Genomic DNA, 20178 nt, shown 5'->3' on the forward strand with positions numbered 1-20178 from the left:
TTTATTCAGCGCTTCTTCGTTTCGAGTGTCTTCCAGCCACCGCCCAGGGCTTTGTACAGGGCAATGCTCGACTGCACCCGGGACAGCCGCAGTTGCACGTTCTGGTCTTGTGCGGTGTACAGGGTGCGCTGGGTTTCCAGGACTGTGAGCAGGTCGGCGGCGCCGGCCTGGTAGCGGCTCTGGGATATCTCGAAGGCGCGTTGCGCCTGCCTCAGTTCTTCGTCTTGCCATTGCCGCTGCTGGTCCAGGCCGCGAATGCTGTTGAGGGCCTTTTCCACATCGGCGAAGCCATTGACGATCGCTGCGCGGTAGCTTTCCAGCAGTTCCTGCTGGCGGGCCGTGGCCCGGTCGCGCTCGGCACTCAGGCGCCCATTGTTGAAGATCGGCGCCACCAGCCCGGCGGTCAGGTTGTAGAAGGGGCTGCGTAGCACGTCATCGAACTGGTTGGCGCCGGAGCCGAGGTTGGCGGTCAGGGTCACGCTGGGCAGCATCGCCGCCCGCGCCACTTTGACATCGGCCCGGGCCGCCGCCAGCCGGGCTTCGGCGCCGGCGATATCGGGGCGGCGGGCCAGCAGGTCGCTGGGCACCCCGGCATCGATGTCCGGCCAGTTCAGTCGGGCTAAAGGCTGGTCGCTCAAGGTCAGGCTCTGTACCGGCCGGCCGAGGAGGGCGGCGAGGGTGATCAGGGCTTCTTCGGTCTGTTGCCGAACCAGCGGCACCTGGCGTTGCTGCGCCGCCACCAGGCTCTTCTGCTGGGCCAGCTCCAGGGCGGTGGCCGAGCCCGAGTCGTAGCGGGTCTGCACCAGCCTGAGCACGCTTTGCGCATTGGCCAGGTTGAGTTCGGCGATGCGGCTCTGCTCGCGCAGCGACAGCACCTGGGCGTAACTGTTGGCCACGCCGCTGAGCAGGGTCAGCTCCACGGTGGCCTGGTCGAATTCGCTGGCCTGCACGCCCAGCAGCGCGCTGTCCCGGGCGGCACGCTTGCCGCCCCAGAAATCGATTTCATAGCTGGCGCTCAGGCCGGCATCGAAATAGTCCACGGCCTTGTTGTTGCTGTCGGCATTCAGCTGGCTGTAGCCGTTGCCCCGCATGAGCTTCTGGCGGTTGGCGTTGAAGGTGCCGTTGACGGCGGGCAACAAGGGCGCGCCGGCAATGACGGCACTGGCCTGCGCCTGGCGCACCCGGGCCATGGCGGCGGCCAGGTCGTGGCTGCCCAGGCGGGCCTGTTCGACCAGGCGCTCCAGTTCCGGGCTGCCGAAGCGGGTCCACCATTGCCGGTTGTCCTGCTGCGCGGCCGCGGTATGCGGCGAGTGCCAGGCGGGCGGTGCCTGCAAGCCACTGTCCGGGCGCGGCGCGGGGCCGCTGCAGGCCACCAGCAACAGGCTGGCGGCGATAAGGCTGAGGGGCGCTTTCATAGGTCGATCATTCACTGGTGAGGGCCGTGACCGGGTCGAGTCGGGCTGCTTTGCGGGCCGGCATGAAGCCGAAGACGACGCCGGTGACCAGGGCGCAGGCGAAGGCCCCCAGGATCGCGGCCAGGGAGAAGGCCACGGCCACTTCGCTGAGGATCAGGATGCCGCCGATGATCAGCGCCACGCCGATCCCGGCCAGGCCGCCGACCACCGAGAGCATCACCGCCTCGGTGAGGAACTGGCGCAGGATGTCGCGCTGGCGGGCGCCGGTGGCCATGCGGATGCCGATCTCGCGGGTGCGTTCTCGCACAGTCATGAGCATGATGTTCATCACCCCGATGCCGCCCACCAGCAGCGAGATCGCGGCGATGGCGCCGAGCATCAGCGACAGGGTGTTCTGGGTCCGGGCCTCGGCCTGGATCATCGCGGCGTTGTTGGTCAGTTCGAAGTCGCGCTTGCCGCCGTGCATGCGCAGCATCAGTTCGTCGATCTCGCGCTCGGTCTGCTTGACCCGGCTGGCATCGGCGGCGGCAATCGCCACGTACTGCGGGTTATGGTCGCCGAACAGGCGGATGCTGGCGGCGGAGTAGGGCACGGCGATGCGGTCGTCGCTGTCGCTGTCGCCGGAACTGGCGCCCTTTTCCGAAAGCACGCCGACCACCTGGAACGGCACGTTCTCGATCAGGATGTATTGGCCGATGGGGTTGGCCACGTCCTTGAGGAGCTTTTCCCGGACCTTGTGGCCGATCACCGCCACCGCCGCCGCCGAGCGTTCGTCGGCGTCGCTGAAGTAGCTGCCCTGGGCCACGGGCCAGTTGAAGATCTCCGGGAAGTTGGTGTCGTTACCGCCCACATAACTCATGTAGTCGGCGTTGCCGAAGCGCACCCCGGCCTTTGCGCCGTTGACCGGCATGATGCGTTTTACCTGGGGCAGGTTGGCCAGGGCCGCGACGTCGTCCAGGGTGACGATGCCCTCGGGCGTGCGCGGGTTGGGCGAGTAGCCGCTCAAGTAGATGATGTTCGAGCCAAAGGCGCCCATCTGTGCCATGACCTGGCGCTTGCTGCCTTCGCCCACTGCCAGCATCACCACCACCGAGGCCACGCCGATGACGATCCCCAGCAGGGTCAGGGCGGTGCGGAAACGGTTGATCCACATCACCCGCCAGGCCGCCTGCACGGCGTCCACCAGTTCGCCTTTCCAGGCACCGTTGTGTTCGCTGCCGTCGGCCAGGCGCTGGCGCAGGTCCACCGCCTGCAGGGCGCCGCTGTTGGCGCTGGCCTGGACCTCGGGGTGGTCGTCGGCGGTGTCGCTGATGATCTCGCCGTCGCGGATTTCGATGATGCGCTTGGCCCGGGCCGCGACTTCGCGGTCGTGGGTGATGAGGATCACCACATGGCCCTGGCTGGCCAGCTCGTCGAGCAGCGCCATGACCTCGGCGCCGCTGTGACTGTCGAGGGCGCCGGTGGGTTCGTCGGCGAGGATGATGTGGCCGCCGTTCATCAGTGCGCGGGCGATCGACACCCGCTGCTGCTGGCCGCCGGACAACTGGTGCGGGCGGTTGCCGGTGCGGCTGGCCAGGCCCAGGCGGTCGAGCAGGGCGGCGGCGCGGGCATGGCGCTCGGCCGCCGGGGTGCCGGCGTAGATCGCCGGCATCTCGACGTTTTCCTGGGCCGAGCCGGACGCAATCAGGTGGTAGCCCTGGAACACGAAGCCGAAGGCTTCGCGGCGTAGCCAGGCCAGTTCGTCGCTGCCCAGGCGGGCGACGTTTTCCCCGGCGAACAGGTACTCGCCCGAGGTCGGGCGGTCGAGGCAGCCGAGGATGTTCATCAGCGTCGATTTGCCGGAGCCGGAAGCGCCGACGATGGCGACGAACTCGCCGGCGTGGATCGACAGGTCGATGCCACGCAGCACGTCCACTTGCGGCGTGTCGCCGCCACCGTAGGATTTGCGGATGTCCTTGAGGTCGATCAGCGGGGTCTGCATTCAGCCTCCGCTGCTTTGCGCGGGACCGATCAGCAGGTGATCGCCTTCGTCGAGGCCGTCCAGGACCTGGATGCGCAAGCGGTCGCTGATGCCGACCCGCACCTTGCGCTCCTCGATCGAACCGTTTTTCGCCACCACCCGGGCCAGCTGCACGCCGCTATCGGCGCCGCTCTGCAGGGCGGCAAGCGGCGCGGTAAGAACGTCCTGCGCGCGCTCGGCGACAAAAAACACCTGGGCGGTCATTTCGGCCATCAAGGTGTTGTCGGCGTTATCCACATCCAGCAACACGGTGTAGAGCACCACCCGGCCGCTGCCGCTCTTGCTCGAACTGTTGGGGCTGCCGCTGCCCTGGCTGCTTTCGTTCAGCGGCTTGGGCGGAATCGGCAGGATCTGCCGCACAGTGCTGGTCCAGCGCCGGGTGCCGCCGCTCAAAGTGGTGAAGTAGGCGCTCATGCCCGGTTTGACGTGACCGATATCGGCTTCGGAGACTTCGGCCCAGACGGTCATCGGCGACAGCCGGGCGATACGCAGGATCAGCGGCGTCTGCTGCTGGGCGTTGAGGGTCTGGCCTTCGCGGGCGTCCACCGCGACCACGGTGCCGGACATCGGCGCGTAGATCCGCGTATAGCCCAGCTCGGCCTGGTCGCTGCGCAGGCTGGCCTGGGCCTGGCGGATCTGAGCCTGGATCATGTCGATCCGCGCCTGGGTGGCCTTGAGTTCGGCGCGGGCGGTCTGCACGTCTTCGTCACGGGTCGCGCCGCCGGCGGCGAGGTTCTGCTGGCGCTGGTACTTCTGCCGGGCCAGCTCGTTCTGCGCCCGCTGCTCTTGCAACTGGGCCTGCAGGTTCTCGATGGAGAAGCGGCTGGCGTCGAGCTTGGCCTGCTGGGTGGCGGGGTCGATCTCCACCAGCAGCTGGCCTTCCTTGACCGGGTCGCCGGCCTCGACGTGGATCTTGCGGATCTGCCCGGACGCCTGGGCACCGACGTCGACATAACGCCGCGGTTGCAGGGTGCCCAGGGCGGTCACGCTGCTTTCGATGGTGCCGCGGCTGACCTGCACGGTGGCGAACTGGTCGCGCCCTGGCGGCAGGATCTGCCAGGCGGCGAGGGCGACGATGGGAATCAGACACAGGGTGACAAGCAGGGCGCGTCGGGGATGACGGGGACGTTTCATGCAGGGTTCCGGCCAATGGAAATCGGCCCGTCGTCCGGCCTGGCCCGTGGCATGGGCGCTGGCTGGAGGCTGTCGATGGAGCGACAGATACGGGGAGCTGTCAGGTAAACGAGGGAAAACAGAGGGAATTTAAGCATGGACACATGGAGTTACAGCTGGGGCGAAAAATGTAGACGAAGAAAATAAAGTCGGCGAATCGACTCAGTACTTTAAATCTATATGAGAATTACTATAAATTACGCCACTTCTAAACTGCCATCATCGAATCGCCTGCCCAGGGGCGGGGCGCCGGTTGTGCTCAAGGACAAAAGCCGCGTATCGCGGTCGGGAGTCATGTTGGAAAACTACTATCGCGAGCTGGTGTGTTTCCTCAACGCCAAGCTGGGCAACCTGCAGGTGGCCGAAGATGTGGTGCATGACGCTTACGTGCGGGTGCTGGAGCGCTCCAGCGACACGCCGATCGAGCAACCGCGGGCCTTCCTCTATCGCACCGCGCTGAACCTGGTGATCGATGGCCATCGGCGCAACGCCTTGCGCCAGGTCGAGCCGCTGGATGTGCTCGACAATGAAGAGCGCTTCTTCAGCCCCTCGCCGCAAACCAGCATCGACCACGGCCAGCGCCTGGACATGCTGCAACGGGCGCTGGCGGAGCTGCCGGCGCTGTGCCGGGAAAGCTTCCTGCTGCGCAAGCTCGAAGGCCTGTCCCACCCCGAGATCGCCGAGCGCCTGGGGATCTCCCGCAGCCTGGTGGAGAAGCACATCGTCAACGCGATGAAACATTGCCGGGTGCGGGTCCGGCAGTGGGACGCCCATTGATCCTTCTTTGTTAAATTTTTTTTCACTGTCCTCGTTCCTACTCAACAGACGACCTGCTGCCTCGCCATGGGCCGATCAGGTCACCGTCGATTTCTCCCCGCGTTGAGGGATTTATCCAGAGGACACTGGAAATGACACAGGCAATTGCATCGACCATCGTTCACGACCTGATCGGTATCGGTTTCGGCCCCTCGAATCTGGCGCTGGCTATCGCGCTGGAAGAACGTGGCCAGATCCAGGGGCCGCTGGACGCGCTGTTTCTCGACAAGCAGGCCGACTACCGCTGGCACGGCAACACCCTGGTGGCCCAGAGCGACCTGCAGATTTCCTTCCTCAAGGACCTGGTGACCCTGCGCAACCCGACCAGCCCGTACTCCTTCGTCAACTACCTCAAGCACCACGGCCGCCTGGTGGACTTCATCAACCTGGGCACCTTCTATCCGTGCCGCATGGAGTTCAACGATTACCTGCGCTGGGTCGCCGGGCACTTCCAGGAGCAGAGCCGCTACGGCGAAGAGGTGCTGGCCATCGAACCGGTGCTGCACAACCAGCAGGTCGAGGCACTGCGGGTGATTTCCCGCGACAGCCAGGGCCAGGAATTCGTCCGTACCAGCCGTTCGGTGGTGGTCAGCCCTGGCGGCACGCCACTGATCCCGGACACCTTCAAGGCGCTCAAGGACGACGGCCGGGTGTTCCACCACGCGCACTACCTGGAACGCATGGCCAACCAGCCATGCACCAGCGGCAAGCCGATGAACGTGGCGATCATCGGGGGCGGGCAGAGCGCCGCCGAGGCCTTCATCGACCTCAACGACAGCTTCCCATCGGTGCAGGTGGACATACTGATGCGCGGTTCGGCGCTGAAGCCGGCGGACGACAGCCCCTTCGTCAACGAAGTGTTCTCGCCGGCCTTCACCGACCTGGTGTTCCAGCAGCCGAGCGGCGAGCGCGAGCGCCTGGTCCACGAGTACCAGAACACCAACTATTCGGTGGTGGACGTCGACCTGATCGAACGCATCTACGGGATTCTCTACCGCCAGAAAGTCTCCGGCATCGCCCGCCATGCCTTCCGCACCCTGACCACCGTGGAGAAAGCCACCGCCACCGCCCAGGGCATCGAACTGGTGCTGCGCAACACCTCCACCGGCGAGCTGAGCACCCGCCACTACGACGCGGTGATCCTGGCCACCGGCTACGAGCGCCAGACCCACCGCGCATTGCTGGCGCCGCTGGAAGCCTACCTGGGCGACTTCGAAGTGGACCGCAACTACCGGGTCATCACCGACGAGCGCTGCAAGGCCGGCATCTACACCCAGGGCTTCAGCCAGGCCAGCCATGGCCTGAGCGACACCTTGCTGTCGGTATTGCCGATTCGTGCCGAGGAAATCGCCGCCTCGCTGTACGAGCACGACAAAGGCCGTCACAGCCGTTCGGTGCGCGACCTGCTGCTGGCCACGGCCAGCTGATAGAGGCCGTCGGGCCCGATAGTTCTGTGTTGAATGTTCGGGCCTCATCGCGGGCAAGCCTCGCTCCTACAGACGCAAATCGACGTCAACCTGTAGGAGCGAGGCTTGCCCGCGATGGGCGGCGCAGCCGTCCCCCATTCCAACCCTCTCGATATCCCCGAAAATCCCCGCATCCAGCCTTCGCTGCCGACCCTTCCTGAACCTTCGCTGAAGAACTTTTCGATTCCCCCGCCCGGGCCTTTGCCGCCGATTTACTCGGCAAAAACCGCGGCGTAAGCTTCGCGCGTTTTCCATCAAGCGGAGACCCACAGTGGGTACTTGTTCGAGTGACAGTAGTCGGCCGGTTTCGATAACCGGCGCCTTCCCGGCAAGATAACGCGCCCGCTTTTTTGCGCCGTTGTCTCGCCGTAACAGCGAGCGGCGGCTTCCCGACCGTGGCCTTCAGGGCCCGTTCCCGATGTCCTTCTCATCGACACTGCAACAGTGGGTGATGCCTGACGCATCGCCGCGCTACGGCTGCGCCTGTTCGCGCGGCCGGCGAACCCGACCTGGCTGTGAGTCTCCCAGCGCCGACCGTTAGGGGACACACCATGAACCTCACCCTGCTCAAAGAGTTTTTTGCCGGCTTCCTGCGGACCCGGCACTTCGCCCGGCACTTTCGCCGCCTGGCCTTGCTGGAAAGCTTCAGCGACGCCAGCGTCAGCCGCGATGTACCGCGCAGCCTGGCGCAGACCCTGGTGGCCGCGGCCAACGACGAGGCCGCAGACCTGCTGCAACGCCTCGGCAGCCACACCGATGGCCTGAGCGAGGCCGAGGCCCAGGCCCTGCGCGAACGGCATGGCCTCAACGAGGTCGAGCACGAGCAGCCGCTGCCCTGGTGGACGCACCTGTGGCATTGCTACAAGAACCCCTTCAACCTGCTGCTGACCCTGCTGGCGGTGATCTCCTGGCTGACCGAAGACATGAAGGCGGCCACGGTGATTTTTTCCATGGTGGTGCTCTCCACGCTGTTGCGTTTCTGGCAGGAGGCCAAGTCGAACAAGGCCGCCGACGCCCTCAAGGCGATGGTCAGCAACACTGCCACGGTGCTGCGGCGCGATGTGGTCGATAGCGCGCCGTCGGAGTTCGCCAGGCTGCATGGCGCGGCGGTGGCGCACCAGGGCCTGCAACGCCTGGAACTGCCGATCCGGCAACTGGTGCCGGGCGACCTGATCCAGCTTTCGGCCGGCGACATGATCCCCGCCGATTGCCGGGTGCTCAGCGCCAAGGACCTGTTCGTCAGCCAGGCGGCGATGACCGGCGAATCGCTGCCGGTGGAGAAATTCCCGCGCCAGCAGGACGCCGCCACCCTCAACCCGCTGGAGCTGGACAACATCCTGTTCATGGGCACCAACGTGGTGTCCGGCGCGGCCACCGCGCTGGTCCTGACCACCGGCAATGCCACCTATTTCGGCGCCCTGGCCCAGCGGGTCGGGGCCACCGACCGGGCGCCGACGTCGTTCCAGAACGGGGTGAACAAGGTCAGCTGGCTGCTGATCCGCTTCATGTTCGTCATGGCGCCGCTGGTGCTGTTCATCAACGGCTTCACCAAGGGCGACTGGATGGAGGCGCTGCTGTTCGCGCTGTCCATCGCCGTGGGCCTGACCCCGGAAATGCTGCCGATGATCGTCACCTCGACCCTGGCCAAGGGCGCGGTGTTCCTGTCGCGCAAGAAGGTCATCGTCAAGCGCCTGGACGCGATCCAGAACTTCGGCGCCATGGACGTGCTGTGCACCGACAAGACCGGCACCCTGACCCAGGACAAGATCTTCCTCGCCCGGCATGTGGATGTCTGGGGGGAGGAGTCCGAGGATGTGCTGGAAATGGCCTACCTGAACAGCTACTACCAGACCGGCCTGAAGAACCTGCTGGACGTGGCGGTGCTGGAGCACGTCGAAGTGCACCGCGAGCTGCGGGTCGGCACGGCGTTCCAGAAGGTCGACGAGATTCCCTTCGACTTCAACCGGCGGCGCATGTCGGTGGTGGTGGCCGAGAAGGAGCGTGCGCACCTGCTGATCTGCAAGGGCGCGGTGGAGGAGGTGCTGGCGGTGTGCACCCGGGTGCGCCATGGCGCCGCCGAGGAAATGCTCAGCGACGAGCTGCTGGCGCGGATTCGCCAGGTCACCGCCGAGTTCAACGGCGAAGGCCTGCGGGTGGTGGCCGTGGCCGCCCGGCCGATGCCGCGGGGCCGCGACAGTTACAGCCTGGCGGACGAGCAGGGGCTGACCCTGATCGGTTACGTGGCATTCCTCGACCCGCCCAAGGAAAGCACCGCGCCGGCCCTCCAGGCCCTGGCCGCCCATGGTGTGGCGGTGAAGGTACTGACCGGCGACAACGAGCTGGTGACGGCGAAGATCTGCCGCGAAGTCGGCCTGGAGCAACAGGGCCTGTTGCTGGGCAACGACATCGAGCGCATGAGCGATACCCAGCTGGCCAAGGCCGTGGAAACCACCAATGTCTTCGCCCGGCTCACGCCCTCGCACAAGGAGCGCATCGTCCGCCTGCTCAAGGGCAATGGCCATGTGGTCGGTTTCATGGGCGACGGCATCAACGATGCGCCGGCATTGCGCACCGCGGACATCGGCATCTCGGTGGACAGCGCCGTGGACATCGCCAAGGAGGCGGCGGACATCATCCTCCTGGAGAAAAGCCTGATGGTGCTGGAGGAAGGCGTGCTGGAAGGGCGGCGGACCTTCGCCAACATGCTCAAGTACATCAAGATGACCGCCAGCTCGAACTTCGGCAACGTGTTCTCGGTGCTGGTGGCCAGTGCCTTCATTCCGTTCCTGCCGATGCTGCCGATGCACCTGCTGGTACAGAACCTGCTGTACGACATTTCCCAGATCGCCATCCCGTTCGACAACGTCGACGAGGACATGCTGGCCCGGCCCCAGCGCTGGCAGCCGGCGGACGTCGGGCGCTTCATGCTGTTTTTCGGGCCGATCAGTTCGATCTTCGACATCGGCACCTTCGCCCTGATGTGGTACGTGTTCGACGCCAATACCCCGGACCGCCAGACGCTGTTCCAGTCCGGCTGGTTCGTGGTCGGGCTGCTGACCCAGACCCTGATCGTGCACATGATCCGCACGCCGAAGATCCCCTTCCTGCAAAGCCGCGCGGCCATGCCGCTGCTGGTGATGACCTTGGTGATCATGGCCATCGGCATCTTCCTGCCCATGGGCCCGCTGGCGCACTACTTCAAGCTGCAGGCGCTGCCGTCGCTGTACTTCGTGTTCCTGCCGGTGATCCTGCTGGCGTACATGGCGCTGACCCAGGCGGTGAAGGGCTTTTATATCCGCCGGTTCGGCTGGCAATAAGCGCAACGCCGCACCAAATCCTGTAGCCGCTGCCGCAGGCTGCGCCAGGACCGCAGGTCCTCCGGCGTTGGCACGATCGCCACGGCCCTGCGGGCCGATCGCAGCCTGCGGCAGCGGCTACAGGGTTAACCGGCAATCGCCATCTGCTCGTAATACCTGCCGGTGCAAGATATCCGGCACCCTGGCCGGTCTCATCGCGGGCAGTCGGGGTGCGCCTGCTCGCTCCTACAAACTGCACCTATCCTGTAGGAACAGCTGATTGCTCGCGATGGACCACGACTCAATCCACCCGCCGACCGTCGCGTACTCAAGGACTTGATTCATGCAAGCACTCCAGAACATCAACCTGAGCTCCCTGGTGGACACCCTGGTCAGCCTCAGCGCGGCTTTTATCCTCGGTGGCCTGATCGGCTTCGAGCGCCAATACCGGCAGCGCACCGCCGGCCTGCGCACCAACGTGCTGGTGGCGGTGGGCGCGGCGATTTTCGTCGACATGGCCAACCGTCTCGGCGGCGCCGAAGGCGCGGTGCGGGTGGTGGCCTATGTGGTGTCCGGCATCGGTTTTCTCGGTGCCGGGGTGATCATGCGCGAAGAGGGCAACGTGCGCGGCCTGAACACCGCGGCCACCCTCTGGGCCTCGGCGGCGGTGGGTGCCTGCGCCGGTGCCGACCTGATCCTCGAGGCCTTTCTCGGCACGCTGTTCGTGCTGGCGGCCAATACTTTGCTGCGGCCGATCGTCAACAACATCAACCGCCAGCCGCTGGACGTGATCTCCGCCGAGGTTACCAACATCGTCTACGTGATCGCCCATCGCTCCAAGCAGAAAGCCGTGTTCGCCCTGCTCGAAGCGGAGCTGGAGCGCAGCAACTACCCGGCCAGCGATATCGATGTCCATGCCTTCGGCAACGACGACGTGGAGATCGAAGCCACCCTGGCCACCACCTCGGTGGACGGCGACGAACTCGACGCGCTGGTGGCGCGGCTGTCCACCTCGGCCCTGGTGGAGCAGGCATTCTGGAGTCCCAGTACCACCGAATGAACCGCGCGAGCGCCGGGTCGATGGGCCTGTAAACGGCAGGTTTTTGCCGAGAGGGAAAATTCTCCTGTTCACAGCGATTTTTGCGAATCGTCTTAAAGAGTCGGCCGGGGGCCATCGGATAGTCTGTTGAACCTCTGTGTTCAACCGAGAGTTGCCACGCCGATGCCCAACAAACGCCTGAGAATACTGATTGCCGACGCGTCCCGGGAACGGTGTGGACGCATCCAGCGTGTGTTGAATGGCCTGGGTTACTTTCGCGTCGCCACGGTGGAGGCTTTCCGCGAACTGGTAACCCTGACCCACTATTCCTGCGAGCCCTTCGAGAACTTCGACCTGTTGCTGCTCAGCGGCGAGCTGGCGTTCGCCGCCGGGGTGGACGCCGGCGCGTTCTGCCAGGGCAACCCGCAGATCCGCCATGCCATGATCTACGGCGGCCGCACCGACCATGCATTGCCGGTGGTCCTCGGCGCTTCTGTGTTACAGGAGATTCTCTGGGTGCAGGGCGCAACGCAGGAGATCCTCCTGCGTTTCATTGCCCATATCAATCCTCCCTCCTCGGGCAAAGACCGAACCTGCTGAATACTGGAATAGCCCCCCGCAGTGGCTGGGAACAGGGCTTGCGTCGTGCTGCTGGCGGCGGACACCACCACCTGGCCAGCGGTTTTCCGATGGCCGCTGCCGGGGCCGGGCGGGCCTTTTGTCTCCCCCGGGCCGGGCAAGAAGCAGGGCCCAAAGCTGCCCATCGATACTGGGTGTATGCCGCCGATGCCCGTGGATATCCCAGGGAAACGAGCATTTCAGGCTTAAAAAGTAGGGGAAAGCCGTATTTTAGTAATGTGGAGTAGGGCTTTTCAGAAAAACCTTAGAGAAAACACTCGGCTGCTCCCCTAGCCTTTATTCGTAGGCTTGGAGCCTGTCATCTCAGACTTTTTCATGGTCGCGAAAAAATGCCGAATAAAACGTTACGAATCCTGATCGCCGATGAACAGCATTTTCATCGAATGAAAATCGAGCGGGTGCTGAACCAGCTGGGCTATTACCGGATTGCACCGATGTATCGACTCATCGAGGTGTTGAACATCGTGGAATATGGCAGTGAGCCAATGGACCTGCTGATCATCAACGCCTCTCTGGGGTTGCAGGCCCGGCTCGATATCGTGGCGTTCTGCATGGATAACCCGCAGGTCCGTCACGTACTGGTCTATGACTCCGAGCTTCTCGGCATGCCATCGATTCCACCCGGCTCGCGACGCAAGCTGTATATCAGCAGCCTGCCGTTGCCGGACTACGAGACCATCAGCCGCTTGATGAGGGCCATCGACACCGGCCGCCGGAGCAGGACCCCGGCGGCCGGAACGTTTCCCGGCAGCTCCAATGAGGAAGAAATAGCGCCCGACGGCATTCGGTTGAATGCCGTGGTGCGCTAGGACCTCAGTCCCACGCCGGTGCAATGCCGGCGGGGCTGGTCAGGCGATGCCCGCGCTCCAGATCGGCGATGCGCCGCATGTCTGCTTCACCCAGGGTCAGGGCACAGGCCTTGAGGTTGCTTTCCAGGTTCGCGCGCCTGGTCGAGGAGGGAATCACCGCATAACCCGATTGCATGGCCCAGGCCAGGGTCACTTGAGCCGGCGTCGCCCGATGCTGCTCGGCGATCTGCTGGATGATCGGGTCCTTGAGCACTTCCCCGTAGGCCAGCGTCATGTACGAGGTGATGTGAATCCCCTGGCTTTGCGCGAACTCCACGACCTTGCGGTTCTGCAGGTAAGGATGCAGTTCGATCTGGTGGGTGGCGATGTGTTCGGCACCCACCGCGGCGATGGCCTGTTTCATCAGGTCGTTGGTGAAGTTGGAAACCCCGATCTGCCGGGTCAGCCCCAGTTGCCTGGCCTCCAGCAGCGCCGCCATGAATTCTTCGACCGGCACCTGGTTGTCCGGTGACGGCCAGTGGATCAGGGTCAGGTCCAGGTAGTCGGTCCGCAGCTTGCGCAGGCTGTCCTTGAGGCTGGGGATCAGCTTGTCGCGGGCGAAATTGGCGACCCAGATCTTGCTGGTGACGAACAGCTCGTCGCGGGGGATGCCGCTGTCGGCGATGGCCTGGCCGACCTCGGCTTCGTTCTCGTAGATCTGTGCGGTGTCGATCGCCCGGTAGCCCAGCTCGAGCGCGGTGCTGACCGAGTCGATGACCACCTGGCCTTGCAGGCGATAGGTGCCGAGGCCGAAAGCAGGTACAGACATGGATGACTCCAGATGGCAGTGGAAAGGCCACGAGTATCCCGGTCCGCACCTTTGAGAAAAACCGCCGGACAGGCAAAGGAATCTTTACCGCGAATCACGAATATCCCCGGCTCCCGCAGAGACGACGCACGCCCCCACAGGAGCAACCGGGCGACCCCATTCCATCACCCAACCCACACGCAACGGGTTCAGCCGCGGGCTTCGAGGATCATGCAGGTGGTGGAACCGGTGGCGTACAGGCGGCCATCGACATCGTAGATCCGCCCTTCGGCCAGGGCGGTGGAGCGGCCCAGGTGGACGATCTTGCCTTCGGCGCGGATCGGCCCGCTGCTGCCGGTCAGGGCCCGTACATAACTGATGCGCAGGTCCAGGGTGGTGTAGCCCTGGCCCTTGTTCAGCCGGGTGTGGATCGCGCAGCCCATGCAGGAGTCCAGCAGGGTCGCGGCATAACCGCCGTGCACGCTGCCCAGCGGGTTGTAATGGCGGGCATCCGGGGTGCCCTGGAACACGAAGTGCCCGGCGGACCATTCGATGGGGATGAAATCCATCAGCGTGCCGATGGGCGGCGAGGGCAGTTCGCCGTTGCCGATGCCATCGAAGAATTCGCTGGGGGAGAGGGCGCTGACTTCGGCCAGGGACAGGCTGCCCGGACCGGCCAGGCGTGCGCGCATGGCCTGTTCCTGGGCAATCCACTGGGCCAGGGTGGCCTCGCGGGATGGGCTTTGCATGGGCGTTTTCCTCACTGGGCGGAATAAGATGACGAGCAAAATATTATGTTCGAAATATTATTTCGGCCAGTGTCAAAAATGCCACAGGTCGGAAGATTCGGCCTGGCTTCACCTGGAGCGCATCCTCAGGTGATATCGCTGCGGCTGAACTCCTCGCCGAGAAAGTCGATCAGGGTGCGCACCGACGGCAGCAGGCCACGGCGCGACGGGAAGATCGCATGGACGATCCCGCACTTGGGCGCCCAGTCCGGTACCAGCTGCACCAGGCGCCCGGCGGCCACATCGTCGCGCACCACCACGCTGGGCAGGTGGACGATGCCGATCCCCGCCAGGGCCGCCTGGCGCAGGGCGATCAGGTCGTCGGTGACCATCCGCGGCTTGTGGCGAATCTGCGCCAGGGCTTCGTTGGGGCCGAACAGCTCCCACTGGTATTCGCGCTGCGCCGAGCCCCAGTGCAGGCTCGGCAGGCCGCTGAGGTCGGCGAGCGAGGCGGGGCTCGACAGCCGCGCGAGAAAGTCCGGGTGGCCGACCAGCCACTGGGTGCTGTTGCCCAGCACCTTCATCACCAGGTCGCTGCTTTCCAGCGGCGGGAAGCGCACCCGCAGGGCGATGTCGAAACCTTCGTGGATCAGGTCGACCCGGCGATTGGTGCTCTCGATGAACAGCTCCACCAGCGGGTACTTGAGCATGTAGCGGGTCAGCATCGGCCCGACCCAGGAGTTGAGCAGCGCGGTCGGGCAACTGAGGCGCACCAGGCCCTGGGGTTCGGAACGGTTGCGCTCGATGACTTCCGCGGCGCTTTCCGCTTCCACGCGCATGGCCAGGCAGCGCTGGTAGTACTCATGGCCGATCTCGGTGAGCGAGCAGTGGCGGCTGGTGCGGTGAATCAGGCGCACGCCGAGGCGTTCCTCGAGCTGGGCAATGCGCCGGCTGAGCTTGGACTTGGGCATGTCCAGGGCGCGCCCGGCGGCGGCGAAACCCCGGTGTTCGACGACCTGGGTGAAGTAATAGAGGGTGTTGAGGTCTTCCACCATCGTTCTCCAAATAGAACGCTAAGGACGATTTTTGCAGTCTAGTGCATCAAAGGTATGGGTTTTAAGGTGTATCCACGAAATAACTCACCCATGTCGGAGGCACCCGCATGAAAAACATCATCGGTATCTACACCAGCCCACGGTCTCATTGGGTGGGCGATGGTTTCCCGGTTCGTACGCTGTTTTCCTACGACAACCTGGGCAAGCACATCAGCCCGTTCCTGCTGCTCGACCACGCCGGCCCGGCTGAATTCAGCCCGACCCAGGGGCGCCGTGGCGTGGGCCAGCACCCCCATCGCGGCTTCGAAACCGTGACCATCGTCTACAAGGGCGAGGTGGAACACCGCGACTCCACCGGCAGCGGCGGCAAGATCGGCCCTGGCGACGTGCAATGGATGACCGCGGCCTCGGGGATTCTCCACGAGGAGTTCCACTCCGCAGCGTTCGCCCAGTCCGGCGGCACCCTGGACATGGTCCAGCTGTGGGTCAACCTGCCAGCGCGGGACAAGATGGCCGCCCCCGGTTACCAGACCATCCTCGATGGCGACATTCCGGCCATTGCCCTCAAGGACAAGGCCGGCACCCTGCGGCTGATCGCCGGCGAGTTCGACGGCGTCAAGGGCCCGGCGCGCACCTTCACCCCGATCGACGTCTGGGACATCCGCCTGAATGCCGGCAAGCCCCTGACCCTCGACCTGCACCAGGGGCGCAACACCGCCCTGGTGCTGCTGCGCGGCACGGTCCAGGTCAATGGCCAGGAGTTGGTGCGCGAAGGTCAGCTGGTGCTGTTCGAACGCGATGGTGACCAGATCAGCCTGGAAGCCAACAACGACGCGGTGGTGCTGCTGCTCGGCGGCGAACCGATCGACGAGCCCATCGTCGGCCATGGCCCGTTCGTGATGAACAGCGAGGCCGAGATCCACCAGGCATTCGTCGACTTCCAGTCCGGCCGTTTCGGCCAGATGCCTGGCTGACACCCCCTTACCGACTTGCACAGGATGTGTAGGCCGGTTTCAGGGCCAGGGATGGCTGTTGCCTTAAATAAATGCCTAGACACCAGAGGAACTGCACATGAACACCCTCAACGCGGCCAACTTCAATGGCCTGAAACCGACCATCGACCCCAACGACGCGGCAATGCTGCTGATCGACCACCAGAGCGGCCTGTTCCAGATCGTCAAGGACATGGACGTGCCGCAACTGCGGGCCAATGCCATCGCCCTGGCGAAAGCCGCGACCCTGTTGCAGATGCCGGTAATCACCACGGCCTCGGTACCCCAGGGGCCCAACGGCCCGCTGATCCCGGAAATCCACCAGGAAGCGCCCCATGCCCGGTACGTGGCCCGCAAAGGCGAAATCAACGCCTGGGACAATCCCGAGTTCCGGGCGGCGGTCGAGGCCACCGGCAAGAAAACCCTGGTGATCGCCGGCACCCTGACCAGCGTCTGCCTGGCGTTCCCCTCGATCGCCGCGGTGCATGAAGGCTACAAGGTGTTCGCGGTGGTCGATGCCTCGGGCAACCATTCGCGGCTGGCCACCGATCTGACCATCGCCCGCCTGGCCCAGGCCGGGGTGGTGCCGATCGACATCATGGCCACGCTCTCCGAACTGCAGGGTTCGTGGAACCGTCCGGACGCCGAGCAGTGGGCCGCGGTCTACGCCCAGGCCATGCCGCACTATCAGTTGCTGATCGAGAGCTACCTCAAGGCCCAGCAAGTGGCGAATGAACACGAAGTGCTGGATTCCCAGCGCTGAAGCAGCACCCCCACGCCGACTTCCAGTCGGTATCGACAAGAAGCGAGGACTATCCCATGACTACCGCCTACAAGCGTCTCGATAAAGACAACGCCGCCGTGCTGCTGGTGGATCACCAGGCCGGCCTGCTGTCCCTGGTGCGCGACATCGACCCGGACAAGTTCAAGAACAACGTGCTGGCCCTGGCCGACCTGGCCAAGTACTTCAAGCTGCCGACCATCCTCACCACCAGCTTCGAAACCGGCCCCAACGGCCCGCTGGTGCCCGAGCTCAAGGCGCTGTTCCCGGACGCGCCGTACATTGCCCGGCCCGGCCAGATCAATGCCTGGGACAACGAGGATTTCGTCAAGGCGATCAAGGCCACTGGCAAGAAGCAGCTGATCATCGCCGGCGTGGTGACCGAGGTCTGCGTGGCGTTCCCGGCGCTGTCGGCCCTGGAAGAAGGCTTCGAGGTGTTCGTGGTGACCGACGCCTCCGGCACCTTCAATGAGCTGACGCGCGATTCTGCCTGGAACCGCATGTCCACCGCCGGCGCGCAGCTGATGACCTGGTTCGGCCTGGCCTGCGAGCTGCACCGCGACTGGCGCAACGACATCGAGGGCCTGGGCACCTTGTTCTCCAACCACATCCCGGACTACCGCAACCTGATCACCAGCTACACCACCCTGACCACCGGCAAATGACCTGCCGGTAGCCGCTGGCGAAGGCTGCGATCGGGGCGCAGCCCCGTAAACCGGCCAACGCATTTTCCAGGCAGGTCCGGGGCTCAGTGGTTGCGGCAACTGCGTTGCCGATCGCAGCCTCGCCAAGGCTCGGCAGCGGCTACACGGTGACCATACCTGTAGCCGCTGCCGAAGGCTGCGATCGCTTGCGCAGCAAGCGCGACCCAGGGCATGCGGTCCGCCTGTCGAACCGCGTGCTCGTCCTTGACGACGGCTACGCCGCCGAACGCGGGCTGCGCCAGCGGCTACAGAGGTGAACGAAGGCGTTACAGACAGGGGCCTCCCATGAGGCCCCTGTTTTTGTTTTTCCGGCTATACCTGCAAGGTCGCTTGTGTGAGATTGTCGCGCCTCTGACTGTGCTGGAGTTGCTTGATGTCGATTCTGTTCGCCGACCACCCGTTGTTCGCCGCATTGGTGCTGATCCTGCTGGACATGCTGCTGTGGCGCTTGATCGGCGCGCGGGGCGGTTACTGGAAGCTGCTGGTGCGGGTGCTGATCTTCACCCTGTACAGCGTGCTGCTGTTCAACCAGGGCCTGAACCCGATGCAGGCGGCGCCCTGGCCGGAGGACGTGCCGCTGCACCTGGCCGCCACCGGGTTGCAGATCGGTTGGTGGCTGTTCGGCGCGCGGACCCTGACGGTGCTGCTCGGCACCCTGATGATGCAACGGGTCGGGCATACCGGGCGGCTGTTGCAGGACCTGATGGGCGCGGTGATTTTCCTGATCGCCATCATCGCCGCCATGGCCTATGTGCTGGAACTGCCGGTCAAGGGCGTGCTGGCCACCTCCGGCGCGGTGGCGATCATTGTCGGCCTGGCGCTGCAAAGCACCCTCAGCGACGTGTTCTCCGGGATCGTGCTGAACACCACCAAGCCTTATCAGCTCGATGACTGGATCTCCATCGACGGCACCGAAGGCCGGGTCACCGACATCGACTGGCGCGCCACCCGCTTGCAGACCTCCCAGGGCAGCATGGCGGTGATCCCCAACTCCCTGGCGGCCAAGGCCAAGATCATCAACTTCAGCCGTCCCGCCGATATGCACGGGCTGTCCATCAGCCTCCAGGTCAGCCCCCATGCGCGGCCGCAAACGGTGATCGAGGCGCTGGAGCGGGCCATGCTCGGTTGCCGTTTCCTGCTCCCCAAGCCGGCCCCCAGCGTGGCCCTGAAAAGCTCGGGCAACGCCGGGGTTGAGTACGAGATCAGCGGCTTCGTGGCCTCCATGAGCCAGAAGCGCGAAGTGCGCAACCAGCTGTTCGACCTGGCTTTCCGTCACTTGCAGGCGTCCGGCGTCAGCCTGCTGTCCACCGGTGAAAGCAGCGTGGCGGCCAACCTGTCGCGCCCGCGGGCGCTGCTGGACAGCTCGAGCATCTTCTCCACCCTGCGCCAGGAGGAGAAGGAAACCTTCAGCCAGAACATGACCCTGCAAACCTTCCGCGCCGGCGAGACCATCCTGCCGGCGGGCGAGGTCAGCGATCACCTGCTGATCATCGAGTCGGGGGTGGTCTCGGTCAGCCTGATCCGCGATGGCAAGCCGTTCGAAGCCGGGCGCATGGGGCCGGGCGAAGTGATAGGCGAGGCGGGCATCGCCGATCAGGCGAACGCGGCGGACTTCTCGGCCAAGACCTTCTGCACCCTCTACCGCATCGAAAACGAGTACCTCAAGCCGTGCCTGGACGCGCGGCGCGATATCAACGAGGCGATGAAAAACCTCCTGGATTTCCGCCAGCACATCGCCCAGACCCTGACCCAGGAAACCCCGCGGCCGGCGGTGAAGAGAGGCTTCATGCAATGGCTGCGCAACCGCGCCTGACCGTCAATACACAGCCTCTGTAGGAGCGCAGCTTGCGCGCGATCCGCGCAGCGGCCATTCACCGCGGTGCCTGGACTGACGCTATCGCGCGCAAGCTGCGCTCCTACAGAAGAGAGGGGGACATTGGTCACCTGGTCTTAGCCGGAATTGGTCATTGGTATGGACTGCACCCGGGCTTAACGTAGCGCCACATTCACTGGATCTGGAGCTACCCCCATGCAACCGCGTATCGACTTCTACACCGCTTCGCCGGACGCCCTCAAAGCCATGATCGCGCTGGAAACCGCGGTCTCGAAACTGCCCCTGGAAAAGTCGCTGATCGAGCTGGTGAAGTTGCGCGCCTCGCAGATCAACGGCTGCGCCTTCTGCGTTGACATGCACACCGCCGACGCGCGCAAGAGCGGGGAAACCGAGCGCCGCCTGTACGCGGTCTCGGTCTGGCGCGAAACGCCGTTCTTCACCGACCGCGAACGCGCCGCCCTGGCCTGGACCGAGTCGCTGACCCGGGTCAGCGAAACCCACGCCCCGGATGCCGACTACGCGCTGCTGAGCAGCCAGTTCAGCCCCAGCGAACAGGTCGACCTGAGCCTGGCGATCGCCACCATCAACAGCTGGAACCGCCTGGCCGTGGGTTTCCGCAAAATG

At 64.7% G+C, this 20178-nt stretch carries 17 protein-coding genes; 11 read left to right on the forward strand and 6 right to left on the reverse strand.

Features of this window, described 5'->3' with window-relative positions; all coding sequences use genetic code 11:
* Positions 1 to 5: 5 nt before the first annotated feature.
* Genes J4D28_RS27260 through J4D28_RS27270 form a run of 3 tightly spaced genes read right to left on the reverse strand, consistent with a single transcriptional unit; the run spans position 6 to position 4569 of the window.
* Entirely contained in the window at positions 6 to 1415 is a 1410-nt protein-coding gene (locus J4D28_RS27260; protein ID WP_038633906.1) for an efflux transporter outer membrane subunit, read from the reverse strand.
* Between the two features lie 7 nt (positions 1416 to 1422).
* Positions 1423 to 3396 carry a MacB family efflux pump subunit gene (locus J4D28_RS27265; RefSeq protein WP_009049986.1) on the reverse strand — a complete coding sequence of 658 codons (1974 nt, stop codon included), beginning with the start codon at positions 3394 to 3396 and terminating at the stop codon, positions 1423 to 1425.
* A complete protein-coding gene (locus J4D28_RS27270; protein WP_038633904.1) occupies positions 3397 to 4569 on the reverse strand; it encodes an efflux RND transporter periplasmic adaptor subunit in 1173 nt (390 codons plus the stop codon).
* 333 nt (positions 4570 to 4902) lie between these two features.
* Between J4D28_RS27270 and J4D28_RS27275 the strand changes: the two genes are divergently transcribed.
* The 6 genes from J4D28_RS27275 (at position 4903) to J4D28_RS27300 (ending at position 12673) form a co-directional block, all read left to right on the forward strand.
* Positions 4903 to 5385 (forward strand): sigma-70 family RNA polymerase sigma factor, encoded by a 483-nt coding sequence (locus J4D28_RS27275; RefSeq protein WP_016702389.1) that lies wholly within the window; start codon positions 4903 to 4905, stop codon positions 5383 to 5385.
* 131 nt (positions 5386 to 5516) lie between these two features.
* Positions 5517 to 6851 carry a lysine N(6)-hydroxylase/L-ornithine N(5)-oxygenase family protein gene (locus J4D28_RS27280; RefSeq protein ID WP_009049983.1) on the forward strand — a complete coding sequence of 445 codons (1335 nt, stop codon included), beginning with the start codon at positions 5517 to 5519 and terminating at the stop codon, positions 6849 to 6851.
* Positions 6852 to 7441: 590 nt separating this feature from the next.
* A complete protein-coding gene (gene mgtA, locus J4D28_RS27285; protein ID WP_103331728.1) occupies positions 7442 to 10207 on the forward strand; it encodes a magnesium-translocating P-type ATPase in 2766 nt (921 codons plus the stop codon).
* Positions 10208 to 10529: 322 nt separating this feature from the next.
* A complete protein-coding gene (locus J4D28_RS27290) occupies positions 10530 to 11246 on the forward strand; it encodes an MgtC/SapB family protein (protein WP_016702385.1) in 717 nt (238 codons plus the stop codon).
* 162 nt (positions 11247 to 11408) lie between these two features.
* On the forward strand, positions 11409 to 11825 hold the full coding sequence (locus tag J4D28_RS27295) for a hypothetical protein (protein ID WP_103331729.1): 417 nt from the start codon (positions 11409 to 11411) through the stop codon (positions 11823 to 11825).
* A 368-nt stretch (positions 11826 to 12193) separates the two neighbouring features.
* Positions 12194 to 12673, forward strand: a complete 480-nt coding sequence (locus tag J4D28_RS27300; RefSeq protein WP_103331730.1) for a hypothetical protein — start codon at positions 12194 to 12196, stop codon at positions 12671 to 12673.
* A gap of 4 nt (positions 12674 to 12677) precedes the next feature.
* Here J4D28_RS27300 and dkgB read toward each other — a convergent pair whose 3' ends face one another.
* The 3 genes from dkgB to J4D28_RS27315 all read right to left on the reverse strand — a co-directional run bounded on the left by dkgB (position 12678) and on the right by J4D28_RS27315 (position 15243).
* Positions 12678 to 13481 carry a 2,5-didehydrogluconate reductase DkgB gene (gene dkgB, locus J4D28_RS27305; RefSeq protein ID WP_009049979.1) on the reverse strand — a complete coding sequence of 268 codons (804 nt, stop codon included), beginning with the start codon at positions 13479 to 13481 and terminating at the stop codon, positions 12678 to 12680.
* Positions 13482 to 13669: 188 nt separating this feature from the next.
* Positions 13670 to 14209, reverse strand: coding sequence for a PaaI family thioesterase (locus J4D28_RS27310; protein ID WP_009049978.1), 540 nt, complete (start codon positions 14207 to 14209; stop codon positions 13670 to 13672).
* A 125-nt stretch (positions 14210 to 14334) separates the two neighbouring features.
* On the reverse strand, positions 14335 to 15243 hold the full coding sequence (locus J4D28_RS27315; protein ID WP_009049977.1) for a LysR family transcriptional regulator: 909 nt from the start codon (positions 15241 to 15243) through the stop codon (positions 14335 to 14337).
* A gap of 107 nt (positions 15244 to 15350) precedes the next feature.
* Between J4D28_RS27315 and J4D28_RS27320 the strand changes: the two genes are divergently transcribed.
* The 5 genes from J4D28_RS27320 to J4D28_RS27340 all read left to right on the forward strand — a co-directional run.
* On the forward strand, positions 15351 to 16217 hold the full coding sequence (locus tag J4D28_RS27320; RefSeq protein ID WP_103331731.1) for a pirin family protein: 867 nt from the start codon (positions 15351 to 15353) through the stop codon (positions 16215 to 16217).
* Between the two features lie 97 nt (positions 16218 to 16314).
* On the forward strand, positions 16315 to 16998 hold the full coding sequence (locus J4D28_RS27325; RefSeq protein WP_028682082.1) for an isochorismatase family protein: 684 nt from the start codon (positions 16315 to 16317) through the stop codon (positions 16996 to 16998).
* A gap of 56 nt (positions 16999 to 17054) precedes the next feature.
* On the forward strand, positions 17055 to 17681 hold the full coding sequence (ycaC, locus tag J4D28_RS27330) for an isochorismate family cysteine hydrolase YcaC (protein ID WP_009049974.1): 627 nt from the start codon (positions 17055 to 17057) through the stop codon (positions 17679 to 17681).
* A gap of 412 nt (positions 17682 to 18093) precedes the next feature.
* Positions 18094 to 19533 (forward strand): mechanosensitive ion channel family protein, encoded by a 1440-nt coding sequence (locus J4D28_RS27335; RefSeq protein WP_009049973.1) that lies wholly within the window; start codon positions 18094 to 18096, stop codon positions 19531 to 19533.
* Positions 19534 to 19749: 216 nt separating this feature from the next.
* Positions 19750 to 20178 (forward strand): carboxymuconolactone decarboxylase family protein (locus tag J4D28_RS27340; protein WP_207246491.1); only part of this gene is annotated, 429 nt, incomplete at its 3' end.

The sequence above is a fragment of the Pseudomonas sp. GW531-T4 genome, from assembly GCF_017349615.1.
In the GTDB taxonomy this organism is placed as follows: Bacteria; Pseudomonadota; Gammaproteobacteria; order Pseudomonadales; family Pseudomonadaceae; genus Aquipseudomonas; species Aquipseudomonas chlororaphis_I.

Bases quoted from the DNA above. Each gene is read 5' to 3' on its own strand.
- J4D28_RS27260 (WP_038633906.1), bottom strand. From the start codon at position 1,415: ATGAAAGCGCCCCTCAGCCTTATCGCCGCCAGCCTGTTGCTGGTGGCC.
- J4D28_RS27265 (WP_009049986.1), bottom strand. From the start codon at position 3,396: ATGCAGACCCCGCTGATCGACCTCAAGGACATCCGCAAATCCTACGGT.
- J4D28_RS27270 (WP_038633904.1), bottom strand. From the start codon at position 4,569: ATGAAACGTCCCCGTCATCCCCGACGCGCCCTGCTTGTCACCCTGTGT.
- J4D28_RS27275 (WP_016702389.1), top strand. From the start codon at position 4,903: ATGTTGGAAAACTACTATCGCGAGCTGGTGTGTTTCCTCAACGCCAAG.
- J4D28_RS27280 (WP_009049983.1), top strand. From the start codon at position 5,517: ATGACACAGGCAATTGCATCGACCATCGTTCACGACCTGATCGGTATC.
- mgtA (WP_103331728.1), top strand. From the start codon at position 7,442: ATGAACCTCACCCTGCTCAAAGAGTTTTTTGCCGGCTTCCTGCGGACC.
- J4D28_RS27290 (WP_016702385.1), top strand. From the start codon at position 10,530: ATGCAAGCACTCCAGAACATCAACCTGAGCTCCCTGGTGGACACCCTG.
- J4D28_RS27295 (WP_103331729.1), top strand. From the start codon at position 11,409: ATGCCCAACAAACGCCTGAGAATACTGATTGCCGACGCGTCCCGGGAA.
- J4D28_RS27300 (WP_103331730.1), top strand. From the start codon at position 12,194: ATGCCGAATAAAACGTTACGAATCCTGATCGCCGATGAACAGCATTTT.
- dkgB (WP_009049979.1), bottom strand. From the start codon at position 13,481: ATGTCTGTACCTGCTTTCGGCCTCGGCACCTATCGCCTGCAAGGCCAG.
- J4D28_RS27310 (WP_009049978.1), bottom strand. From the start codon at position 14,209: ATGCAAAGCCCATCCCGCGAGGCCACCCTGGCCCAGTGGATTGCCCAG.
- J4D28_RS27315 (WP_009049977.1), bottom strand. From the start codon at position 15,243: ATGGTGGAAGACCTCAACACCCTCTATTACTTCACCCAGGTCGTCGAA.
- J4D28_RS27320 (WP_103331731.1), top strand. From the start codon at position 15,351: ATGAAAAACATCATCGGTATCTACACCAGCCCACGGTCTCATTGGGTG.
- J4D28_RS27325 (WP_028682082.1), top strand. From the start codon at position 16,315: ATGAACACCCTCAACGCGGCCAACTTCAATGGCCTGAAACCGACCATC.
- ycaC (WP_009049974.1), top strand. From the start codon at position 17,055: ATGACTACCGCCTACAAGCGTCTCGATAAAGACAACGCCGCCGTGCTG.
- J4D28_RS27335 (WP_009049973.1), top strand. From the start codon at position 18,094: ATGTCGATTCTGTTCGCCGACCACCCGTTGTTCGCCGCATTGGTGCTG.